The 21,269-nt window shown below is 33.4% G+C and carries 15 protein-coding genes; 12 read left to right on the plus strand and 3 right to left on the minus strand.

Annotation, left to right across the window (positions count from 1 at the left end; translation table 11 throughout):
* Positions 1-9: 9 nt before the first annotated feature.
* Both CCC31_RS08890 and ispE read left to right on the plus strand, forming a co-directional pair.
* The gene (locus CCC31_RS08890) at positions 10-1,569 is read left to right on the plus strand and encodes an SPOCS domain-containing protein (RefSeq protein WP_260978915.1); all 1,560 of its coding nucleotides are present in this window, start codon (positions 10-12) and stop codon (positions 1,567-1,569) included.
* A gap of 150 nt (positions 1,570-1,719) precedes the next feature.
* Positions 1,720-2,589: a 4-(cytidine 5'-diphospho)-2-C-methyl-D-erythritol kinase gene (ispE, locus tag CCC31_RS08895; RefSeq protein ID WP_290850977.1), complete on the plus strand. Its 870-nt coding sequence runs from the start codon at positions 1,720-1,722 to the stop codon at positions 2,587-2,589.
* A 17-nt stretch (positions 2,590-2,606) separates the two neighbouring features.
* Here the strand turns inward: ispE and spoIIR are convergent, their stop codons facing one another.
* Complete coding sequence (gene spoIIR, locus CCC31_RS08900) at positions 2,607-3,227, minus strand: stage II sporulation protein R (protein ID WP_290850979.1); 621 nt, start codon at positions 3,225-3,227, stop codon at positions 2,607-2,609.
* 284 nt (positions 3,228-3,511) lie between these two features.
* Between spoIIR and CCC31_RS08905 the strand changes: the two genes are divergently transcribed.
* Entirely contained in the window at positions 3,512-3,937 is a 426-nt protein-coding gene (locus tag CCC31_RS08905; protein ID WP_022088804.1) for a DUF1934 domain-containing protein, read from the plus strand.
* 195 nt (positions 3,938-4,132) lie between these two features.
* Here CCC31_RS08905 and CCC31_RS08910 read toward each other — a convergent pair whose 3' ends face one another.
* Both CCC31_RS08910 and CCC31_RS08915 read right to left on the minus strand, forming a co-directional pair.
* On the minus strand, positions 4,133-4,570 hold the full coding sequence (locus CCC31_RS08910) for a hypothetical protein (protein WP_022088805.1): 438 nt from the start codon (positions 4,568-4,570) through the stop codon (positions 4,133-4,135).
* Between the two features lie 92 nt (positions 4,571-4,662).
* Positions 4,663-5,385 carry a lysophospholipid acyltransferase family protein gene (locus tag CCC31_RS08915; RefSeq protein ID WP_290850982.1) on the minus strand — a complete coding sequence of 241 codons (723 nt, stop codon included), beginning with the start codon at positions 5,383-5,385 and terminating at the stop codon, positions 4,663-4,665.
* 509 nt (positions 5,386-5,894) lie between these two features.
* On the opposite strand from CCC31_RS08915, the gene CCC31_RS08920 reads away from it, so the two are divergent.
* The 9 genes from CCC31_RS08920 (at position 5,895) to CCC31_RS08960 (ending at position 21,268) form a co-directional block, all read left to right on the plus strand.
* Entirely contained in the window at positions 5,895-6,683 is a 789-nt protein-coding gene (locus CCC31_RS08920) for a hypothetical protein (RefSeq protein ID WP_147586640.1), read from the plus strand.
* Positions 6,684-7,628: 945 nt separating this feature from the next.
* Positions 7,629-9,290, plus strand: coding sequence for a hypothetical protein (locus CCC31_RS08925; protein WP_117910605.1), 1,662 nt, complete (start codon positions 7,629-7,631; stop codon positions 9,288-9,290).
* 76 nt (positions 9,291-9,366) lie between these two features.
* Positions 9,367-12,456, plus strand: coding sequence for an extracellular solute-binding protein (locus tag CCC31_RS08930; protein ID WP_117910606.1), 3,090 nt, complete (start codon positions 9,367-9,369; stop codon positions 12,454-12,456).
* Positions 12,457-12,459: 3 nt separating this feature from the next.
* Entirely contained in the window at positions 12,460-13,389 is a 930-nt protein-coding gene (locus CCC31_RS08935; RefSeq protein ID WP_022088810.1) for a sugar ABC transporter permease, read from the plus strand.
* Positions 13,390-13,406: 17 nt separating this feature from the next.
* Positions 13,407-14,276 (plus strand): carbohydrate ABC transporter permease, encoded by an 870-nt coding sequence (locus tag CCC31_RS08940; protein ID WP_022088811.1) that lies wholly within the window; start codon positions 13,407-13,409, stop codon positions 14,274-14,276.
* 13 nt (positions 14,277-14,289) lie between these two features.
* Positions 14,290-16,362, plus strand: a complete 2,073-nt coding sequence (locus CCC31_RS08945; protein WP_022088812.1) for a YIP1 family protein — start codon at positions 14,290-14,292, stop codon at positions 16,360-16,362.
* Positions 16,346-18,841, plus strand: a complete 2,496-nt coding sequence (locus CCC31_RS08950; protein ID WP_290850988.1) for a DUF5696 domain-containing protein — start codon at positions 16,346-16,348, stop codon at positions 18,839-18,841. The genes CCC31_RS08945 and CCC31_RS08950 overlap by 17 nt, the downstream gene beginning before the upstream one ends.
* Positions 18,841-20,325, plus strand: coding sequence for a sugar ABC transporter permease (locus tag CCC31_RS08955; protein ID WP_022088814.1), 1,485 nt, complete (start codon positions 18,841-18,843; stop codon positions 20,323-20,325). The genes CCC31_RS08950 and CCC31_RS08955 overlap by 1 nt, the downstream gene beginning before the upstream one ends.
* Entirely contained in the window at positions 20,315-21,268 is a 954-nt protein-coding gene (locus CCC31_RS08960) for a carbohydrate ABC transporter permease (RefSeq protein WP_022088815.1), read from the plus strand. The genes CCC31_RS08955 and CCC31_RS08960 overlap by 11 nt, the downstream gene beginning before the upstream one ends.
* The last annotated feature ends 1 nt before the right edge of the window (position 21,269 follow it).

Raw genomic sequence — 21,269 nt, forward strand, 5'->3', positions numbered from 1 at the left:
GGAGGGCATATGGAATTAGTTAAAAATAATGTATATTTGAGAAATAAGGCAGGGCAGGCTGCTAACAAAATGTATGTAAATGAAGAAGTGAATGTATCAGAGGTTTTTCCGGAAATTTACAATATTGTAAGGGAAAAAACAGAAATTCAATTGGATAAAGTTACACCCGAAACTGACCAGGTCATATTAAATGGATACATAAATTACAATATTTTGTATTATACAAATGATTCAGATATGGTGTATGGAATAGAGGGAGAAATTCCATTTGAGGAAACATTAAGAATTGGAAACACAGATGAAAATAGTATTGTTGATGTGAAAATGGAAGTTGATAGTTCAAATGTGAAACTATATAACTCTAGAAAATTTGCATTAAGGGCAGAAATTTTGATTTCAGCTGTGTCAGAAGGGCTTGAAAGCATAGAATTTCCGGATAAGATGGAAAACAGTAGAGGGATGGAAGTATTAAATGATACGGTAGAAACAATGTCCGTAGTTGCTGAACAAACTGAAAACATACGCATAAAAGAAAGCGTGTATATACCGGGAGTTAAGCCGGCAGCAGATAGAATAGTATGGAAAGAGTTGAAACTTAAAAATGTGACATCAAGAGTAAATGATGGAATGATAAATGTATCCGGTGAAATGTATGTGTTTATTATGTATTTGCCAGAGGAAGCAGATATGCCTAATCAGTGGATAGAAACGACCGTAGATTTTAAGGATAATTTGGAAATGAGTGAAGCTACAGAAGATTTAATTTCATTTATAAATGTGACGCTACAGGATGGAAAAATACATTTAAATGAAAATGAAGAGGGAGAAAATAGGGAACTTTCGATAGACGCAGTTTTGCAATTAGAGATAAAACTTTATAAGGAAAATAAAACTGAAATTTTAATGGATATATATTCACCAACTAAAAATGTACAGACAAAATTAAAAGACGTATGCTATAAAAAATTGCTTGTGAAGAATGCATCCAGAACAAAAACAGTAAAGAAAATTGAACTTGATCAGTCTAAAGGAAATGCTTTGCAGATTTGCAGCAGTACAGCAGATTTGAAAATAGACAATATTGAAATTGTTGATAACGGAATCGTGGCTAAAGGAAAAATGAAAGCATGTATAATGTACATTTCTTCAGATGACAAGAGACCTGTTTGTGCAAAAGAAGACAGCTGGGAATTTGAACACAGAATTGATGCAGACGGCATAAGTAAAGATGATTCATACTATGTTAAATGGCGCGTAGAACAGGTAAATACAAATATGGTAAACAGCAGTGAAATTGAAGTTAAAGCCGTAGTTGCACTTGAAGCTATCGTGTTCAAAAAATGTGATATGCAGGTTATAAATGAAGTTGAAGTAAAAGAGTATGATAGTGAAATGTTAAATGAAGTTCCGGATTTAGTTGGTTATATAGTTCAGAGAGATGATACTCTGTGGAATATTGCAAAATCTAATTTTACAACAATGACACAGATAATTAATGTAAACAAGTTGGAAAACTCCAGAATAAAAGAGGGAGAAAGACTTTTGCTTACGAAAACCTGTAATGAGTAAAAGTAGGATACTTTTGTTTACAAAAATCTTTAATGGAATATATGGAGAATGCTTTTGCCTAAGTAAACTTGTAATGAGTAAAAGAAATTAGTATACTGATATGGCGTAAGTAGAAGCGTATTTGATTGTTTGAAAGGTTAAGTACAGAATATGGATAAAATTGAATTAAAAGCTTATGGAAAAATAAACATAGGACTTGACGTTATAAGAAAAAGAGAAGATGGTTACCATGATTTGGATATGATTATGCAGACAGTAGGTGTGTATGATGATGTAATAATATCAAGGGAAGATGGCACGCAAACTTATGAAATAGAAGTAAGCACTGATGCAGATATTTTGCCAAATGATAAAGGAAACCTAGCTTTTATGGCTGCAAAAGTATTAATGGAAGCTTATGATATAAAATCAAAAGTTAAAATTCATATAAATAAGAGAATACCTATAGCAGGAGGAATGGCAGGAGGAAGTGCTGATTGTGCAGCTGTATTAAGAGGTGTGAATCAGTTATTTCAATTAGGGCTTACAGATGAACAGTTACAGGAATACGGTGTAAAGCTTGGAGCGGATGTGCCTTATTGCATAGTAGGTGGAACAAAAAGAGCGCAGGGCATAGGTGAAATATTGACAGATTTACCTACACCGCCAAAGTGTTATGTGATAATTGCAAAGCCGGACGCATTTGTTTCAACAAAATTTGTTTACAGCCATATACGCCCGGCGCAGATAGAAAATCATCCTGACATAGATGGAATAATCGAATCTATAAAAGCAGGTGATTTATACGGAATGTGTGAAAAGATTGCAAATGTAATGGAAGATGTAACAATTCCTGAATATCCAATTATTCAGAAGGTTAAGGATATTTTGAAATCAAATGGAGCAGTCAATGCATTAATGAGTGGAAGCGGACCTACAGTCTTTGGTATATATGATGATGAAGAGAAAGCTAAACAATCAATGGATGCATTATCAGGAAAAGAGTTTGTGAGTCAGCTTTATCTTACAAAATTTATTTAAGCTTTATCTTACGGAATTTATTTAAATAATTTATTTAAAAACGTTAAATATTTGAAGCGGAAAACAGTGTTGTCTTCTGAAATATAACTATAATCTTCCTCGGAGATATTTTCTTTGATAATTTCTTTCGATGATTCGGGAAGAATACCGGAAGATGCATCAACAAAGCATAAAGGTGGATAAAGAACGCACCACCAGTTATGACCTTCTCCGCTTCCTATATACATTGTATAAGAAAGATAAGTTCCGGAAGGAAATGACATATCACCGTATTTTTTTACCGGGAAATCATCTAAGCCAAATGAGGAAGAGATAGCGTAATCATAGCCATTATTTTTTATGACAGTGTTAGCTATTTCCTTTAAATCTTTATCGTGAGAGGCAATGAATTGTTTGGCATCTTCTAAAGAAGTGAATTCAGAAGAATGCTGATTCATATAGCCGACAACATTGTCTTTGACTTTTAATTTTAAATTTTGGTCTGGAATGGTATCACTATTTGCCTTAACATGGAAACGGATAACACAATTGCTAAGGTCATTTTGTACCTTATATGATTTTGAATTATGCATAATTGCAAGAGCGAAAAAAGAAACAACAAATATAACAGAAACAAAAAATTTATTTATATGTAACATGTAAATACTCCTCTATAAAAAATAAATAACTATGTGCAAAGTAAAAAAATAAATAATTATGTGCCAAATAAAAAATAAATAACTATGTGCAAAGTAAAAAATAATTATGTGTAAAATAATTTAAATCTAAGTGGGGTTGCGGACTGTTAGAATAAATGATATGTGTTAATCCACAATGTAATTTATTGCAACAATATTATTTATATAGAGAGTTCCCAAAAAAGAAAAAAATATACATATTTGATAAATAAAGAACAAAAAATAGAAAGAGATAAATAAAAACTATGAATGAAGAAGTAATTATTTCAATAAAAGGATTAAGAGTTACCGAAGACACCGACGAAGATGTAGAGGTTATTACACCTGGAAAGTATTATCTTAAAAATGGAAAACATTATTTGCTTTATGATGAAATTGATGAAGAAAGTGGTAAGACAATTAAAAATATGATAAAGATAACTTCGGAATATGTAGAAGTTACAAAACGAGGAGGCATTAGTTCAAAATTATGCTTTCAGGAAGAAAAGTCTTATCAATCAATTTACAGTACGATGTTTGGTGAATTCCTTATGGAAACAAAAACAGATGCTGTGATGCTTGATGAATCAGATGAAGTTATTGAAGCAACAGTTAAATATGAATTGTTTATTAATGGAAGCAGTGTTTCAACAAATAATATAGTTATTAAAGTTGAAAATAAAGTAAAATAAAAATTTAGAAACTAATATAGAAAAGTGCTAGATTTTACTCATGATTTAAAAATCGAGAAAAGTGCTAGGTTTCGTCTATCCTTGAAAAACGAATAAAAAACAGATTATGATGTCATAATACAGTTTGCATAAAGCAACATTTAATCATTTGCTTTTGTAACTTGTGACAACATAATCTGTTTTTTATTATAGTTGTTATTTCTTTTTCTTACCAAAGAGACCTTTTTTCTTAGGTGGTTCATATACAGGACCACGGATTCTCTTAAAGTTAGTGATGTAAATTCCGCTTACAGTAGCTTTGATTTCCTGCTTAGGAAGAATCTGGTCAAAAATCTTTCCGTCGCAAATAAGGTTCATAACCTTAGGACCGGCTTTTACTTTTACGATTGGAAGTTTAGCTCTTCTCATGTATTTAGGTGTCTGTTCAACAACGATACTTGGAAGTCCGGCTTCCTTTAATTTTAGTTTCTTTTTATCGATTACTAATAAATTAACTGTCTGAGCATTTGCTTCTAAAGTTTTCTGCTGTTCAGCCTGCTTCTTTTCCGCTTTTCTTCCTAAGAAATATAAAACAACGAAAGCAACAAGTAAAACGGCAATTATTACGATAAGTGTTATTGTAAGTGCCTTCATTACTTACCTCCTATATAAAATTCTTTCAATATTTTAGCATTTAAAACAAAAATTTACAACATAATATAAAAATATGTTGTAAATTAAAGAATCTATTTATTTTCATCAAGAAGTCTAGCTACACATTCCTGAACATGTGAAGTAAGTTCACGTTGTTCAGGTCTGCTTAAATCCTTTGTTTCAATTGGCTTTCCAAAAATGATTTTTACAGTGCCCGGTTTTATTTTTGGAAAATGTTCTTCAAAAATTGCCGCCGAATTAATAATTCCAACAGGAACGATAGGTTTTTTAGCTTTAATGGCCATTTTTAAACTACCCTCTTTAAAAGGAAGCATTTCGTTAGTTTTTGAACGTGTTCCTTCAGGACAGATGAACATTGAAACACCGTTTTGTAAATAGTCAGTACCTTTTTGAATTGTCTTTAGGCCTTTACGTGGATTTTCTCTGTCGAGAAAAAGACAGTTAACAAAGTACATAATCCAGCTTAATAATGGAATTTTTTTCATTTCAGCTTTAGCAATGTAACCTGTAGGGCGTTTCATATATTGATATGTAGTAACAATGTCAAAGTAACTTTTGTGGTTTGATGCAAATAAAACAGAAGTATCATCGGGAATGTTTTCTAATCCTTTAACTTCAGTTTTAACACCGCTAATTTTCATTACAATCCAAAATCCAAATTGTACCCATTTTAAACAAATTACGCTTCTAAGATTCATGTTAAACTGCTGAATGATTAATTCAACCAACATAAATGGCAGAGAAACGATTAAATAAATTACCAAAAAGATGGCTAAAATAATAAGTCGTATCATATTATTTAGTATTCTCCTTATATCATTATTGCATTCGTATAATTGTAGTCGCAAATATATTTAGTTGGAATATTACAATTAAAAAAATGCCTTTTATTATTGTAAGTGGAAAGAATGAAAAAATCAATATACACTATATTTGATAATAAAACGAATATATTACGTGAAGTGAAAAACTGAAAGCCACTTTGAACAGATGAAGTGGATTTTAGGTTTACACAAATATACTAATAAGATAGAAAAGACAATATTAAAATAAGAAAAGAAAAAAGATTGATTTACAAAAAATGCGTTGAAAAATATGCAATTTAAATATAAATAAGAGAAAACTATATCAAAATAACAAATTTACTAGTAATAATATACATTGTAAAGGGAGAAAAGTTGGCGAATATGTATAAAACACCCATAAAAACGGTTTTATTTATTGAATATTAAAATTGCGCGTGATATACTATGGTTAACTTGCGAAATAGTCATTTCGCACTATGAAATAGGAGGAGATTAAAATGAAGTTAGTAAAGAAATTTGCAGCAGCTGTAGCAGCAATGGCACTTACAGTTGCTATGACAACATCATGTTTTGCCGCTAGCTGGGGAAGCTATTTCGGACAGAACGAAGGATGGTATGAAGGAGCATATGGTGAATTAAAGAGCTCAACAGATACAAGCTGGACAGCTAACATGGACGCTATCGGTTGGGGCGGATGCTGGGGAGGTCAGGTATTCCAGCAGAACCTTAAGATTAAAAAAGGCGATGAATATCAGCTTAAGTTTAATATGACATCAAGCAAGTGTGATAAATGGGTATTTATCAAGATTGCAACAGGTGATGATATTGCATATGGTGATTGGATTCAGTTAAAGGCTGGAAAGACAACAAAGTATGATGTTACTTTCAAGGCTAAAGTAGATGCTGATTCAATTTACTTTGGTATCGGTGGTGATTTTGGTGACAGAGCTGAGGGAACAGATCAAGCAAAGGGAGCTATTTACCAGTATTCAAAGACAAAACCAAATGATGGTGATGCTACATACGCTACAGAGCTTAAATGTACAGGTTACTCACTTGCAGCAACTAAGGCAGCAAGCACAGATACAGCATCAAATGATAATGCGTCAGCAGACAGCACAGATACAACAAGTGCTTCAACAGATACAGCAAGCACAAGCGTAACAGATTCAACAGATACTTCTGCAGTAGCAACAGGTGATTTCGCACCTATCGCTTGCGCAGGTGTTGCAATTGCAGCAGCTTCAGTAGTTGTTATCTTTTCAAAGAAGAGAAAAGAAGCTTAATTAAAAATTAATTGAATTTAATATTTAATAAAAAGATAGAGCAAAATTTGCAAATGCGGTTTTGCTCTATCTTTTTTTGTTATACACAATGAGACGAATAAAAAAAGTTTGTTATACACATGACTGCGTCATGAATAACCACCTCAAATCCGCTGCGCTACTTTTCGGTGATTATACATTCGTTGTAAATAAAAAAAAGTTTGTTATACACATGACTGCGTCATGAATAACCACCTCAAATCCGCTACGCTACTTTTCGGTGATTATACATTCGTTGTAAATAAAAAAAAGTTTGTTATACACATGACTGCGTCATGAATAACCACCTCAAATCCGCTGCGCTACTTTTCGGTGATTATACATTCGTTGTAAATAAAAAAAGTTTGTTATACACATGACTGCGTCATGAATAACCACCTCAAATCCGCTGCGCTACTTTTCGGTGATTATATATTCGTTGTAAATAAAAAAAAGTTTGTTATACACATGACTGCGTCATGAATAACCACCTCAAATCCGCTACGCTACTTTTCGGTGATTATACATTCGCCAAATATATAAAATTTTATGTAAACATAAAATTTTATATGTCTGGCTCATTGTGTATAACAAACAATAATAAATAATAACAAACAATAAAAGGCTGAAAGTGGCATAAATAAAGGGTTTTACCACCAAATATCGCAAAAATACAACAAAAAATGTCTATATATAGTAATTGTGAATGATTTAACAAAGAAATGAAACGGTTTTAAATAACAAAGTATACAAGTTTGGGAAAATGAGAAATAACAAAAATGTATAAAATATACAAGAATACGATTTGTAAAATCGTTTTTTTATGTTGATTTGTACATATATGTGTGCTAGAATATGAATTAGGAAATCACGATGTGAATTCTAATGTAGGTGAAATTTTTAAATTTTTTGAAGGAGGAAGTTATAATGAGAAAATTTAGCCGCAAAGCATTAGCTTTATCACTTTGCGTAGTTTTAGGAGCTACAGGTTTTACAGGTTGTGGCGATAAGAAAAATGGAGGCGGTTCTTCTAAGGGAGATAATACTGCAGACATGAGCACAGGCCTCAACAAAGATGCAGAAGGTGACATATCAATCATGGTATGGTCAGGTGATGGTCAGTATTATGAAGATATAGGACATATGGATTGGACAAAGGATGACATTAAAGCACAGAACGTTGCAGCAGTTTATGCAGTAGCTAAGAAGTTTAATGAAACATATCCTAATGTAAAGATTAACCTTTTTGCTAAATCAGGTGATCCTAACCAGGCCGGAACAAACACATGGGATCAGGAAATTGAAAACTTTAAAGTAGACCATGGTAAATATCCTGATATTTGGGCATCAACAGATGTTCCTAATGACATTAAGAAAGGTTTAGTTGCAGATTTATCAGTTTACAAAGATGAAAGTTCATACAAAGCATACAATGAATCACTTATGGCAACAATGAACTATTGGGGATTCCAGGGCGCATTGCCATCATACTCAATTCCTTGGGGTATTTGGGTTAATAAATCACTCGCAACAGAAAACAATATCGATGTTCCTGATATTGATTGGGATATTGATGAATATACAGATTTTATCAAGTCAGCAGATTGTGAAACATTCTGGGGCGACAAGAGCACTCCTGTACGTTTAATTGAAACAGGGACAGAAGATATTAATAAGAGCATCTTAGAGAATGGAACAGTTAATGTTAACTCAGATGCAGTTAAAGACTTGCTTACATATGTACCTGAATGGGCTGAAACAACAGTTGACGTTGCTGAAGGTGCAGGAAATCTTTCAGAAGAAATTGCTAAGGAATGTGGTCAGTACAGCTGGTATTACTTCTGTAACAATAGATTATTAACAGATTCAAATGATCCTTGGTATCTTGCTAGTGCAGCAGATCCTAATGCAAAGAGCACACTTGGTGTTGTACAGGCAGATGACTTTGATATTTATCCAAGACCATCTACAGAATATTGTGATAATACAGTAGGAACAGTAGTTGACCCAATCTGTGTACACAATTATGCGTTAGATGATAAGAATGCTGAATGGAGTGATTCAGAAAAACAACAGTTATTAGTTGCTTACACATTTGCAACATACTGGACTGGAAGCACAGAAGCTAAGCAGGCAATTGCAGATCAGGAATGGGTTCAGGGTACATCATATAAACCTGCTATGAACGATACATTCCCAGTAGTAACTGGAGATGCATATGATGAACAGATGGATATCTGGTATTCAATCGATTCACATGCAGTTTACAAAGATACAGAAAAATTCCCTGGATTTGCAGAAGTTGTTCGTTTATATAAAGAAGGACAGACATGGGATTACTCAGATAAGACAACTCCGGTATCAATTACAGAAAATGGTGAAAAACAGAGCTGTTTATATGAATGGGAAAACATGTGGGATGAAAATGTAGCAGGCGCATGGCAGACAGACCCTGACTGGGTTGACAATGTAAAATCTAGATTGGCTGACTGGAATACAGCTATGAATAAAGATTTAGAAGCAGCTACAGAACAGTTGAAGGAATCTTTAAAGGAATATTATGGATTCACAGATGCTGATTTTAAATAAAAGCTGATTGTTAACATCATTGCGGAACTACTCACTTGGGCAGTTCCGCTTTTGTAACAAGAAAGAAAGGACAACAATGAAAAAAAAGATTATTAGCGGATTGGTTGCTGTATGTGTCATTGTTGCAGCGATATTTGCATATAAGTTTGCGCTTGGCAACTCCGGTACATATGTTAAAGATCCAAGTGCTACTGAAGTACAAAAGGCGTTTGATACTTTAAACAATGCATATATAGAAGATGGCACACAACCAGAAAAGTATTACACAGATTTCATTGCTGACAGTTCTCTGAGTACAGGCGAAGGAAAACATATTGCATCAGTAAATGGTGGAATATCAACTGAAGAATATTATCAGCAGAACAAAAACAATGAAAATGTTTCTGAAGAAGTTAAAGAAAATAGTAATCCGATGAAAGAATTAGATTATCAGGATGTAGCTCAATATGACATTTCAGTTGAAAAGAGCGGATTGTACTATTTGTATTTGGATTACACTTCAGTAGGAAGCACAATGTCTAATTACACAGTAAGCGTTAAAATTGATGGTGAACAGAAGTATAATGAAATGAATACAATAAGTTTACCGCTTACATGGAAAGATAAAGATGTTGAAGTTGATAAAGATGGAGTTAAAACATTTCCGTTAGACAGTCACAATGATGAAATGGCTCCAAGCCAGGAAGTTGTTAAAGACTGGAATTTAGAATCTCCTCTTTATAATAATACATATACATCAACAACTCCTTTATGCTTCTATTTAGAAGAAGGCGTAAATACAATCGAAATCGAAAATGTTTCATCAGGCGGCTTGGCAGTTGGAGATTTAGTTGCTGCAGCTGCAGAAGATGACACAGATTCATACGAAGATTATGCTAAGAGTCATAGCAATGAAAAACATATCTCAGATGAAGATGTTCAGATTGACGCAGTATATTATGATACAAAAAATACAACAAGTGCTATTTATGGAACAAGCACAAATTCATCACTTACAAGATTTAACATCGATTATGAAAAATTAAATACATTAGGATGGTCAGAAGCAGGTGCAGAAGTTACATATAAGTTCAATGTAGCTAAGACAGGAAATTATAACTTGGCCTTCCATTATAAAAATGAAAAGAAAGAATTCAGTTCTTTTGAAACAATTAAAATAGATGGAAAAGTCCCATTTACTGAATTAGAAAATTATCAGTTTCCATATGTAGCATCAGGTTGGGACAACCTTACACTCGCTGATGAAGAAGGAACTCCTTATGAAATCTATTTAACAGAAGGTGAACATACAATTACGATTAAACAGGAAAACCAGCCTGTTATGGAAGCGTATAGAGATGCTTTACTTATTGAACAGCATTTGACAGATTTTGAACTTGAAATCACAAAGATTACAGGTACAAATATTGATAAAAACAGAAAATGGAAAATGACTAAATACATTCCTGAGATTAAGGATTATCTTGATGCGTACGAAACGTTAATTCAGCATATAAGATTTTTGCTTCAGGATTATTCAGATGGTGGTAATGATGGTGCAGTTCTTACTTATTTAGATCAGGCAGAAGTTTTCATCAAGAATATTTCAAAATATCCGGATGAAATTGCTTTACATAAAACTGATTTAACCGGAGCTGAAAACTCAATATTAAAATCAATGAGTAACTTTACAACAGAAGTTGTAGCTAACAGCATTACACTTGATAGAATTTATGTTTATGGTGATAAGAGCCAGTTAGGAGCAAATAACTCTTCGGTTGGTGGATCACTCTGGGTTGGAATAAAGTCATTGATGAATACATTTACTTCATCTAAGTATTCTACAGATATTGAACAGGCAGGAGACGACGTACTTACGATTTGGTACAACGGTGCTATTACTCACGTAGATTTACTTCAGAAGATGGCTGATACACAGTTTACACCACAGACAGGAATTAAAGTTAAGATTGCAACAATGCCTGATGTAAATAAACTTACATTAGCTATTGCAGCTGATAAGACACCTGATATGGTATTAGGACTTGCTTCTTACGTGCCATTTGACTTATCAAGCCGTGGTGCTTTATATGATATGACACAGTTTGATGATTTCTGGTCAGTGTCAAAGAGATTCCCAACAGGAAGTTTTGTTTCATATGTATATAATGAAGGAGTTTATGCTATTCCTGAAAGAACAGATTTCAACGTTATTGCATATAGAACAGATATATTTGACAACTTAGGAATTCAGGTTCCTGATACATGGGATGACTTAATTGAAATATTACCTACACTTCAGAGATATGGTATGAATTTCTATCATAATATTTCTCTTGGTACAACAGGTTACAAGTGGTTCTATCAGACAGCTCCAATGATTCTTCAGAATGGCGGACAGCTTTACAAGCAGAATGAAGATGGAATTGTAACAACAGGTATTGATACAAAAGAATCAGTTAAAGGATTACAGGTATTAGGAGACTTATTTACAAAATACTCACTTGATACATCAGTACAGAACTTCTTTAATTCATTTAGATATTCTACATTGCCAATTGGTATTATTGGTATGGAAGATTACACATTGATTAACAATGGTGCACAGGAATTAGAAGGACAGTGGGATATTGCTCCATATATCGGAACAAAGAGAACTGATGAAAATGGAAATGAATATGTAGACAGAACATTCGTAGCAAATGGTTCAGGCGCTTCTATATTTAAATCGTCTAATAAGAAGGAACAGGCTTGGAAATTCCTTAAATGGTGGACAAGTCAGGATGTTCAGGTTGAATATACAAACACACTTCGTTCTACATACGGTAAGACATATTTCTGGCTTTCAGCAAATATTGAAGCTTTAAAAGCTAACCCAATGGATGAAGCTGATAAGCAGGTTATTTTAAATCAGATGAATTATGTAACTGATGTAACAAGAACACCGGGTCAGTACTTACTTGAAAGAACAATTTCAAATATATGGACAACAATGGTATTCGATGGAACAGCGGCACAGGTTGCAGTCGATGAAGCAAAGGTTGATGTAAACAGAGAAATTATTCGTAAGATGCAGGAACTTGGATACTACGATGAAGATGAAGTGATGGTTAAGAAATTCAAACTTCAGGGTTACGATTGGATTAAAGAAAATCAGGATGCGGCAGCACCGGAAAAGGAGGAGTAAAAGATGGCTAAAACAATAGCAGAGCGCAATCATAAAAAACACGCATCTGGCGAAGGATTTAAAATCTTTTTACTTTTCCTTCCATATGCACTTTTATTTATAACATTTATTTTACTTCCTATTATAATAGCTATGGGATTGTCATTTACATATTTTGATGTAATTAACGCTCCAAAGTTTGCGGGATTACATAACTATATAACATTGCTCACGGGTGATGAAGTATTTATGAAGTATGTATTACCTAATACTGTATTGTACGCTATTGTAGTAGGTATTGGAGGATATATATTATCTTTCTTAATGGCTTGGTTACTTGCTCAGGTAACACCAAGAATCAGAACAGTATATGCTTTGGCTATGTACACACCTTCAATGGTAGGTCAGGTTTTGATTACAGTAATTTGGAAGACAATCTTCTCTGGTGATCAGACGGGTTTAGCTAATGCATATTTACAGAAATTTGGAATAATTGATCAGCCAATTCAATGGTTGATTTCATCAGATTACTTTATGCCGATTATGATTTTCGTATCATTATGGTCATCAATGGGTATTGGATTCTTATCAATGCTTTCAGGTATTTTAAATATCGATCAGGAATTATACGAAGCAGCTTATGTGGATGGTATAAAGAACAGAGCACAGGAAATCATTTACATTACAGTCCCATCAATGAAACCACAGATGTTATTCGGTGCGGTTATGGCGATTGTAAATGCGTTTAACATGGGATGGATTGGTGTTGCTTTAGCAGGTGCCAACCCAACACCGGATTATTCAGGACAGTTAATTGCTAACCATATTGATGATTATGCATTCTTACGTTATGAAATGGGTTATGCAGCTGCAATCTCAGTAGCATTACTTGCTTTAGTATGGATTTGTAGCCAGGTAGCAAATAAGTTGTTTACTGAAAAAGATGAATTTTAAAAGGGAGGAGAAATAGAATGGCAAATTTTCAAGGTAATAGAATTAACCCAACAAGATTTTCAACAGGGCAAATAAAATTCCACATTATTGCATTTCCATTGTCAATATTTATGATACTCCCTGTAATTTTTATAATATGTCAGGCGTTTAAGCCTTTAGGTGAATTGTTTAGATTCCCACCAACAATTTTTGTTCACAATCCAACATTGGATAACTTTAAGAATCTGTTTAACTTAGCAGGAGCTACAGGTATTCCAATGTCAAGATACTTTTTGAACTCACTTATTGTAACAGTTCTTACAGTAATCTTGAATGTAATTATTACAATAATGGCAGCATATGTATTCTCAAAAAAGAAATTTAAGATTAAAGGTGCTTTATGGGAAATCAACCAGGCAGCCCTTATGTTCGTAATGACAGCTGTTGCCATTCCAAGATTTATTATTATTGTTAAATTAGGAATTTACAATACATGGCTTGCACATATTTTGCCTTTGATTGCAATGCCGGTAGGTTTGTTCTTAGTTAAGCAGTTCGTTGATGGTATACCTGATGCTTTAATAGAAGCAGCCGTAGTTGATGGCGCAGGAGATATTACTATTTTAAGAAAAGTTATTATTCCATTAACAAGACCTGCTTTGGCTACATCTATTGTGCTTACATTCCAGGCAGTATGGAACAACGTAGAATCATCAAACAACTACATTACAAATGAAACATTGAGAACATTAAACTACTATGTAAACTCTATCAGTGTTAATAACGTAGTTGCAGCGGCTGGTATTTCAGCAGCAGCTTCGATGATATTGTTTGTACCTAACTTGATTATCTTTATCTGTATGCAGTCTCAGGTTATGAACACTATGAGCCATTCAGGTATTAAGTAAGGAGGACCGGAAGATGAAGAGAAATATGAAGAAACCATTAGTGTTTATAATGGCATTAATGATGATGATAATGACAGTTCTTCCGGTTAGTGCATCCCAGGCTACAAGTTATACATACACTTTGGATGATAACAATGAGCGTGTAAGAACACAGGATGCTTACTTGCCAGATAGAACAATTACTAATTTAGGATTGAAAAATCCTTCAGACATAATAATTGATGAAAACAATATTATGTACATCTGCGATACAGGAAATACAAGAATTGTAATATACGATTTAAATTCAGAGAAGGTTTTACATATAATCTCAGGTGATGATGATATTTACAAGGGAACAGATTTCAAAGGATTTACAACTCCTAAGGGTATATTCCGTACAGATGATGGAACACTTTATGTTGCTGATGGCGGAGAAAAAGCTGTTTTCAAATTTGATTCAAATTACAATTACTTGACAGCATTTGAAACTCCAACAGCTCCAATATTTGGTGACACAAACTACGAACCAAGTAAAGTGGCAGTTGATAAAGGTGGAAACATCTTTATCGTGTCAGAAGGTGTTAATACAGGTATAATTCAGTTGAGTTATACAGGTGAATTTCTTGGATATTTTACATCAAATAAAACAAGATTGACACCACAGCAGGCATTCTTGAAAGCTATTTATACAAAAGAGCAGGAAGAAAAATCTGCACTGTTAAACACAGCACCACCTACATTTTCTAATATTTATGTTGATGAGACAGGTACTGTTTATACAACAAGTATGGGAAAAGGTGATGACTTATTAAAGAAACATAGTACAAACGGTGGAAACATGTTCCAAAACGCTGTTGCGGCACATGCAAGTTTGACAGATGTTTCAGTTGATGACAGAGGAATAATTTATGCAAGTGATACTACAGGATATATTACAGTTTACACAAAATCAGGAGAATTGATTTTTGATTTTGGCGCAAATGTAAAGAACCTTGATATTTCAGGTTTATTCTCATCACTTACAACAATTGCTACAGATAATAATTATAATATTTGGACAGCAGATGGAGATAAAGGATATTTACAGTCATTTATTCCAACAGATTATGCTAAGACAATTTATAAAGCCTTAGATGAATATGAAAATGGTGAATATGCAGCATCACTTGAAGACTGGTCAACAGTTCTTCGATTAAACCAGATGTCAGTACTTGCACACAATGGTGTAGGTAAAGCATATTACAATGCAGAAGAATATTCAGACGCAATGGAACATTTTGAAATTGCCGGAAACAGAAACGATTATTCAAATGCATTCTGGGAAGTTCGTAATGAAGTAATTCAGAACAATTTATGGTGGGTAATGCTTATCATCTTTATTCTTATTGTTGTAAAAGTATTGATTGTTTTAATTGACAGAAAGAAAGTATTAAAGAAGAAAAAGAGAGCCCTCGGTAAGAAGTTAAAAGAAGTGCCTGTAATTGGAGAGTTAGGATATGCATTTAAGATATGTAAACACCCAATTGACAGATATTATGATATCCGTGTAGGAAAGAATGGTTCAGTTATCGCTGCAAGTATTATATACATAGTATTCTTTATTGTTTATATGATTTATAAGACAAGCAAAGGATTTATTTATCAGTACACAGATATTGAAGATATGGATATCAGCGCAGTAGTAATCGGTTTCTTCGCAATCGTAATTTTATTTGTTATTTGTAACTATCTTGTTACATCAATTACAGATGGTGATGGAACATTTAAGCAGGTTTATATGATTCCTGCATATGGTGCAATTCCTGCTTTAATATCAATGATAGCAGTAATTGTTATGTCTTATGGTTTGACATATAATGAAGCATTCATTCTTACAGTAATCTTAATTGTTGGTATCGGCTGGTCATTAGTACTGGTATTCCAGGGATTATCAACTGTACATGATTACAGTTTTAAAGAAACAGTAGTAAGTTTGATTATTACATTTGTATTTATGCTCATTGCAGCAATCGTAGTACTTATCGTAATTATCATGTGGGAACAGTTATCAGGCTTCTTAATTACAATAGGAAAGGAGATTATAAGAAATGTTACAGGTAAATAAAAAAGTTATAAATAAAATAATATCAGCATCTCTCATAACAGTCCTTTCAGCAGGAGTTGCAGTAAATGGTTCCTATCTTAATACAAACAGAGATACAAGAAAGGCACCTGAAAGATCAAAGTCAGCAATGAGTGTTTCTTCAGCTTTTGAAAAAATATATGAGTCTGATAAGGTTGCATATTATTATAGAGAAGACAGAGATATATTTGCTATTGAAGATAAGGCAACAGGATATGTCTGGAAAACAGGTTTAGACGTTCCGTTTAAAAAGCAGGTTGAAGATGCTAAAGATGCAGTAAATGGTGAAGGCCATTATACAGTTGAAAGACTAGCAGAAAAATGGAAAATGACTAAAGTTCAGGTTAGAGAAATTGCCAATACTCCAATTGAAGAATCAATGAATGAACAGTACACTGGAATTGCTAATTCATTAATTTCAATTGAATGTTTCAAAGGAAGCGGAGAAAGTATGACAACAACTACATACGCTTCAGCATCATATGATGATAAAGATGGTGATTCATCACTTGAAGAAGTAAGTGGTTCTAATGGAAAACAGTGGAAATTAAATGCTGTATTTGATAAAGCTGAAATTGGTGTTGAAGTTATGATTACTTTAGGTGATGACGGAAGCATCAATTACAATATTCCTTACGATGGAATTTCAGGTAAGGGTATTAAGAAACTTTCATCAATATCAATTACTCCTTTCTTAGGAGCAAGTGGTGGTGTACAAACTGTATATAATGAAAAAGAAAAAGATTGGACAGACCTTCAAAAAAAATATTTAACACCTGGTTATGTATTTGTACCTGATGGAAGTGGAAGTTTAATCAGATTCGCAGAAAATACATCAAAGTTCAGTGATTACACAGGAGATGTTTATGGAAGTGATTTATCAAGTTATATGTATTACTACAGTGCACTTGATGATTCAGTTCCACTTGAAGATCCGGTAATGCCTGTATTTGGCGTTTCACAAGGTGATGGAACTCAGTCAGCGTTTGTTGCATATGCAGATAGTGGCGATGAATTTATGACAATTATTGCAACTCCATCATCTACGGACAAGAACAAAATCAGATATACATATGCATATCCTAAATTCTCTTACAATACAGAATTCTATCAGGTTACAAACCAGGCAGGTGATGCTTATCGTAAGACTCAGGATAAGGCAAATGAATTTGATATTGATATGACATACGATTTCCTTTACGGAGATGGAAGTAACGGCGAACCTGCAGCTGATTATACAGGAATGGCAAAAGCATACAGAGAACATCTTATCGAAGAAGGAATATTGACAGTTAAGGAAGATGAAGAGGGAGATATCCCAATGAGAATCGATTTCTTAATGTCAGATTCTAAAAAAGGTGTATTTGGAACACAGGAAGTGGCCGTAACAACAACAGATGATGTTAAGAAAATTTTAGATAAGTTAATTGGAGATGGAATAACAAATATTAATTCAGGTCTTATGGGATGGCAGAAAAATGGTGAAACATTAGCAAAGCCAAGTGATTGGAAGTTCTCAAAGGACATTGGTAAAAAAGGCAAATTCAAAGAACTTATGAAAGAATTTAGCGACAAGGGAATTGATATTTCATTCTCAAGAGATTTCGTATCAATTAACAGTAAGATGATTAACTACTATGGAAATGCAACTAAGCATTTAAATACTCAGTATTTAACAGTAGATAAATCAAAAGTATTGCCTGAAAACTCACCTGTAACTGACTTTAGTTTTGCATTACCTACAAAGTCAGCAAACTGGTTAACAAGTTTATACGAAAGAATTAGTGATTACAATAATTCAATAACAGTTAAAGGTATCTCAAATACATTATTAAGTTCACATAGCAGTACAGGACCTACAACAACTGTTACACAGGCAATTAGCTTATATGAAAAGGCATTTGAAAAAATTAAGAAGAATGGGGCAACAGTTAATATGGATAGCCCAAATCAGTACTTATGGAAATATACAGACCGTTACTTACAGTCACCTGTAGGAACGTCTCAGTATGTATATGAAACTGATTCAGTTCCTTTCTTACAGATGGTATTAAATGGAACAATGGAAGTATACGCACCATATTCAAATTTCTCATTCTATTCACAGGCTGACATGTTGAAGATGATTGATTATAATATTTCACCATCATTCGTGTTAACACAGCAGCCTTCATACTTACTTGCATCAACAACATCGTGTGATTACTACTCAACAGAGTTCGATCAGTATGAAGATTTGATTAATACAATTTACACAACAGTAAATGATGTGTTATCAAAGGTTAAGGGATGCGAATGGATTGGAAGAAAAGTATTAGATGATGGTGTAATTGCTAATGAGTACACATCAAATGATGGAGAAAAGACAGTAATCATCAACTATACAGATGAAGAAGTAACAATAAATGGTGAATCAGTTCCTGCTCAGAGTGCAACAGTAATTGAAGGAGGTGTAAATTAATGGCAGACGAAAATAAGATTGTAACACCTTCAGATATTGAAGAAGCAAAGACAGAAACAGTAGATACACAGACAACTGCTACAGTGGAAAACACTGTAGCAGAGAAAGATGAAAAAGTTGAAAGTGTTGTTACAGATGAAGAAATTGCATCTGTAGAAATAACTCAACCACAGAAAGCCCAAAGTTCAAGTCTTCGAGCTCAGATGAAAAGTCTTAGAGACGAAGAAGAGGAAGAAGCTAAAGAAAAAGAAGAAGAAAAATCTCAGCCGGAAGAAGAACCTGTCCGTGGTGATTCCATAATAGAAGAAAAACTGGCTAAGATTGAAAAAGAAGAAAAAATGAGCAAAGCAGAAGCCAGAGCAGAAAAGGCAGCATTAAAGGCTGCAGAAAAAGCTGCAAAGGAAGAAGCAAAAGCCGTAAATAAAAAAGAAACTAAACAAAAGAAAGTACAGCCAAAGGAAAAAGGCAAAAAGAAAATGCAGACATATCAGCATAGACAGAATAAATATGGATATGCTTTTATGGCACCTTGGATTGTAGGATTTTTACTTTTTACATTATTCCCGTTTGTTGCAACTATTTTCTTGAGTTTTATGAACGTTAAGAAAGCAGCAACAGGTTATGTACTTAAGTTTGCAGGAATTAATAACTATATAACAGCGTTTATTAAGAACTCAGATTTCTTACCAGCGTTACTTAGTTATTTGAAGATGATAATTCCATATACATTCATTGTAGTTGTATTATCATTTATCATTGCGTATCTTCTTAATAAGATTAAGACAGGTAAGGGATTACTTAGAACAATTTACTTCCTGCCCGTAATTATTATGTCAGGTCCTGTAATGTCACAGTTACTTGATGTACAGAATGCGGCAGCAGAAGCTACACAGAAAGTAAGTGGTGCAGTTGATGCGGCTGATCAGTACTCAAACATCTTCATTATGCAGATGATTCAGAGTTACTCAGCACCATTAGCAACAACACTTGCTCAGGTATTTGATCAGTTATCAATAATTTTATGGTTTACTGGTATCCCAATCGTTTTGTTTATTAACGGTTTGCAGAAAATTAATGTAAGTATTTATGAAGCAGCTAAGATTGACTCAGCTAATGCTTGGCAGATAATGTGGAAGATTACAATTCCAATGTTAAGACAGATTGGAATGATTATTACAATCTTCACAGTAATTCAGTTAGGTACTTACGAAGCTATCAACCCTGTATACACCTTGATTCTTGAACAGACCGGTGATACGGCGAGTGGTTTAGGATATGCAGCAACATATGCATGGATTTACAGTATAATCGTATTAATAATTGTAGGATTTGTTTTATTGTTATTTAAGGAAAGAAAGCCAAAAGACATTAAAGACAGAAAGAGACAGGAAAAGAAATTGGCTAAACTTGAAAAACAGCAGATGAAGAGATTAAAGAAACAAAACAGATATGCAAAGAAGGAGGCAAAGAAATATGGCAAGTAAAAATGATCAATCAGTTATTGATTTGACTAAAATGAATAAGTTTAGTTTTGCAAAATTAAAGAAATTAAAAGCTGTTCATGTTATTTCTAAAATTGCTATATATTTCCTTCTTATTTGTATAGGATTTGTATACTTAGAGCCGATATTTGAAATGATATCAAAATCAATCATGTCAGCTAAGGATTTGATTGATCCATCAATTACATGGATTGCAAAGCATTTTACATTAAGCAACTTTAAAGAAGCAGCAAATACTTTGGATGTAAGTCATTCATTGATTAACTCAATTTGGGTTTCAGCATTGTTTGCACTTGGTCAGACTATTGTTTCTGCTACAACAGGATTTGCTTTATCAAGATATTCATTTAAAGGTAAAGGATTATGGTTTGGAATGATAGTATTAGCATTTATCCTTCCGGTACCACTCCTTACAGTACCTAGAATTATCATGTTAGATTCATTAAATACTGCAATCGGTGTTAAATTAATAGGAACTATCATTCCACAGCTTTTAATGTCTATTTTAGGACAGGGAACATATTCAACAATTTTGATTTTGATTTTCTATAACTTCTTCAATATGATTCCAAAATCATTAGATGAAGCAGCTATGATTGATGGTGCCGGAGCATTAAAGGTATTCTATCATGTAGCAATCAGATTATCACTTTCAACAATTCTTGTAGTATTTATGTTCGCATTCGTATTTAACTGGAATGAAACATATTCAACAAGTACATTGATGCGTAATTCAATTGAGTTGGTACCAAATCAGTTAACATTATTTGATAACAATCTTACAACTAGCGATGTAGGTAGTGTAAATGAAGCAAGTAAGATGGCGGCAACATTAATTTCAATAGCTCCATTGTTATTGTTATATGCACTCGTACAGAGACAGTTTATTGAAGGTATTGAAAACGCAGGTATTACAGGAGAATAAA

It is taken from the genome of Eubacterium sp. LMAG:50, from assembly GCF_008680265.1.
GTDB classification, from domain to species: domain Bacteria; phylum Bacillota; class Clostridia; order Lachnospirales; family Lachnospiraceae; genus Eubacterium_U; species Eubacterium_U album.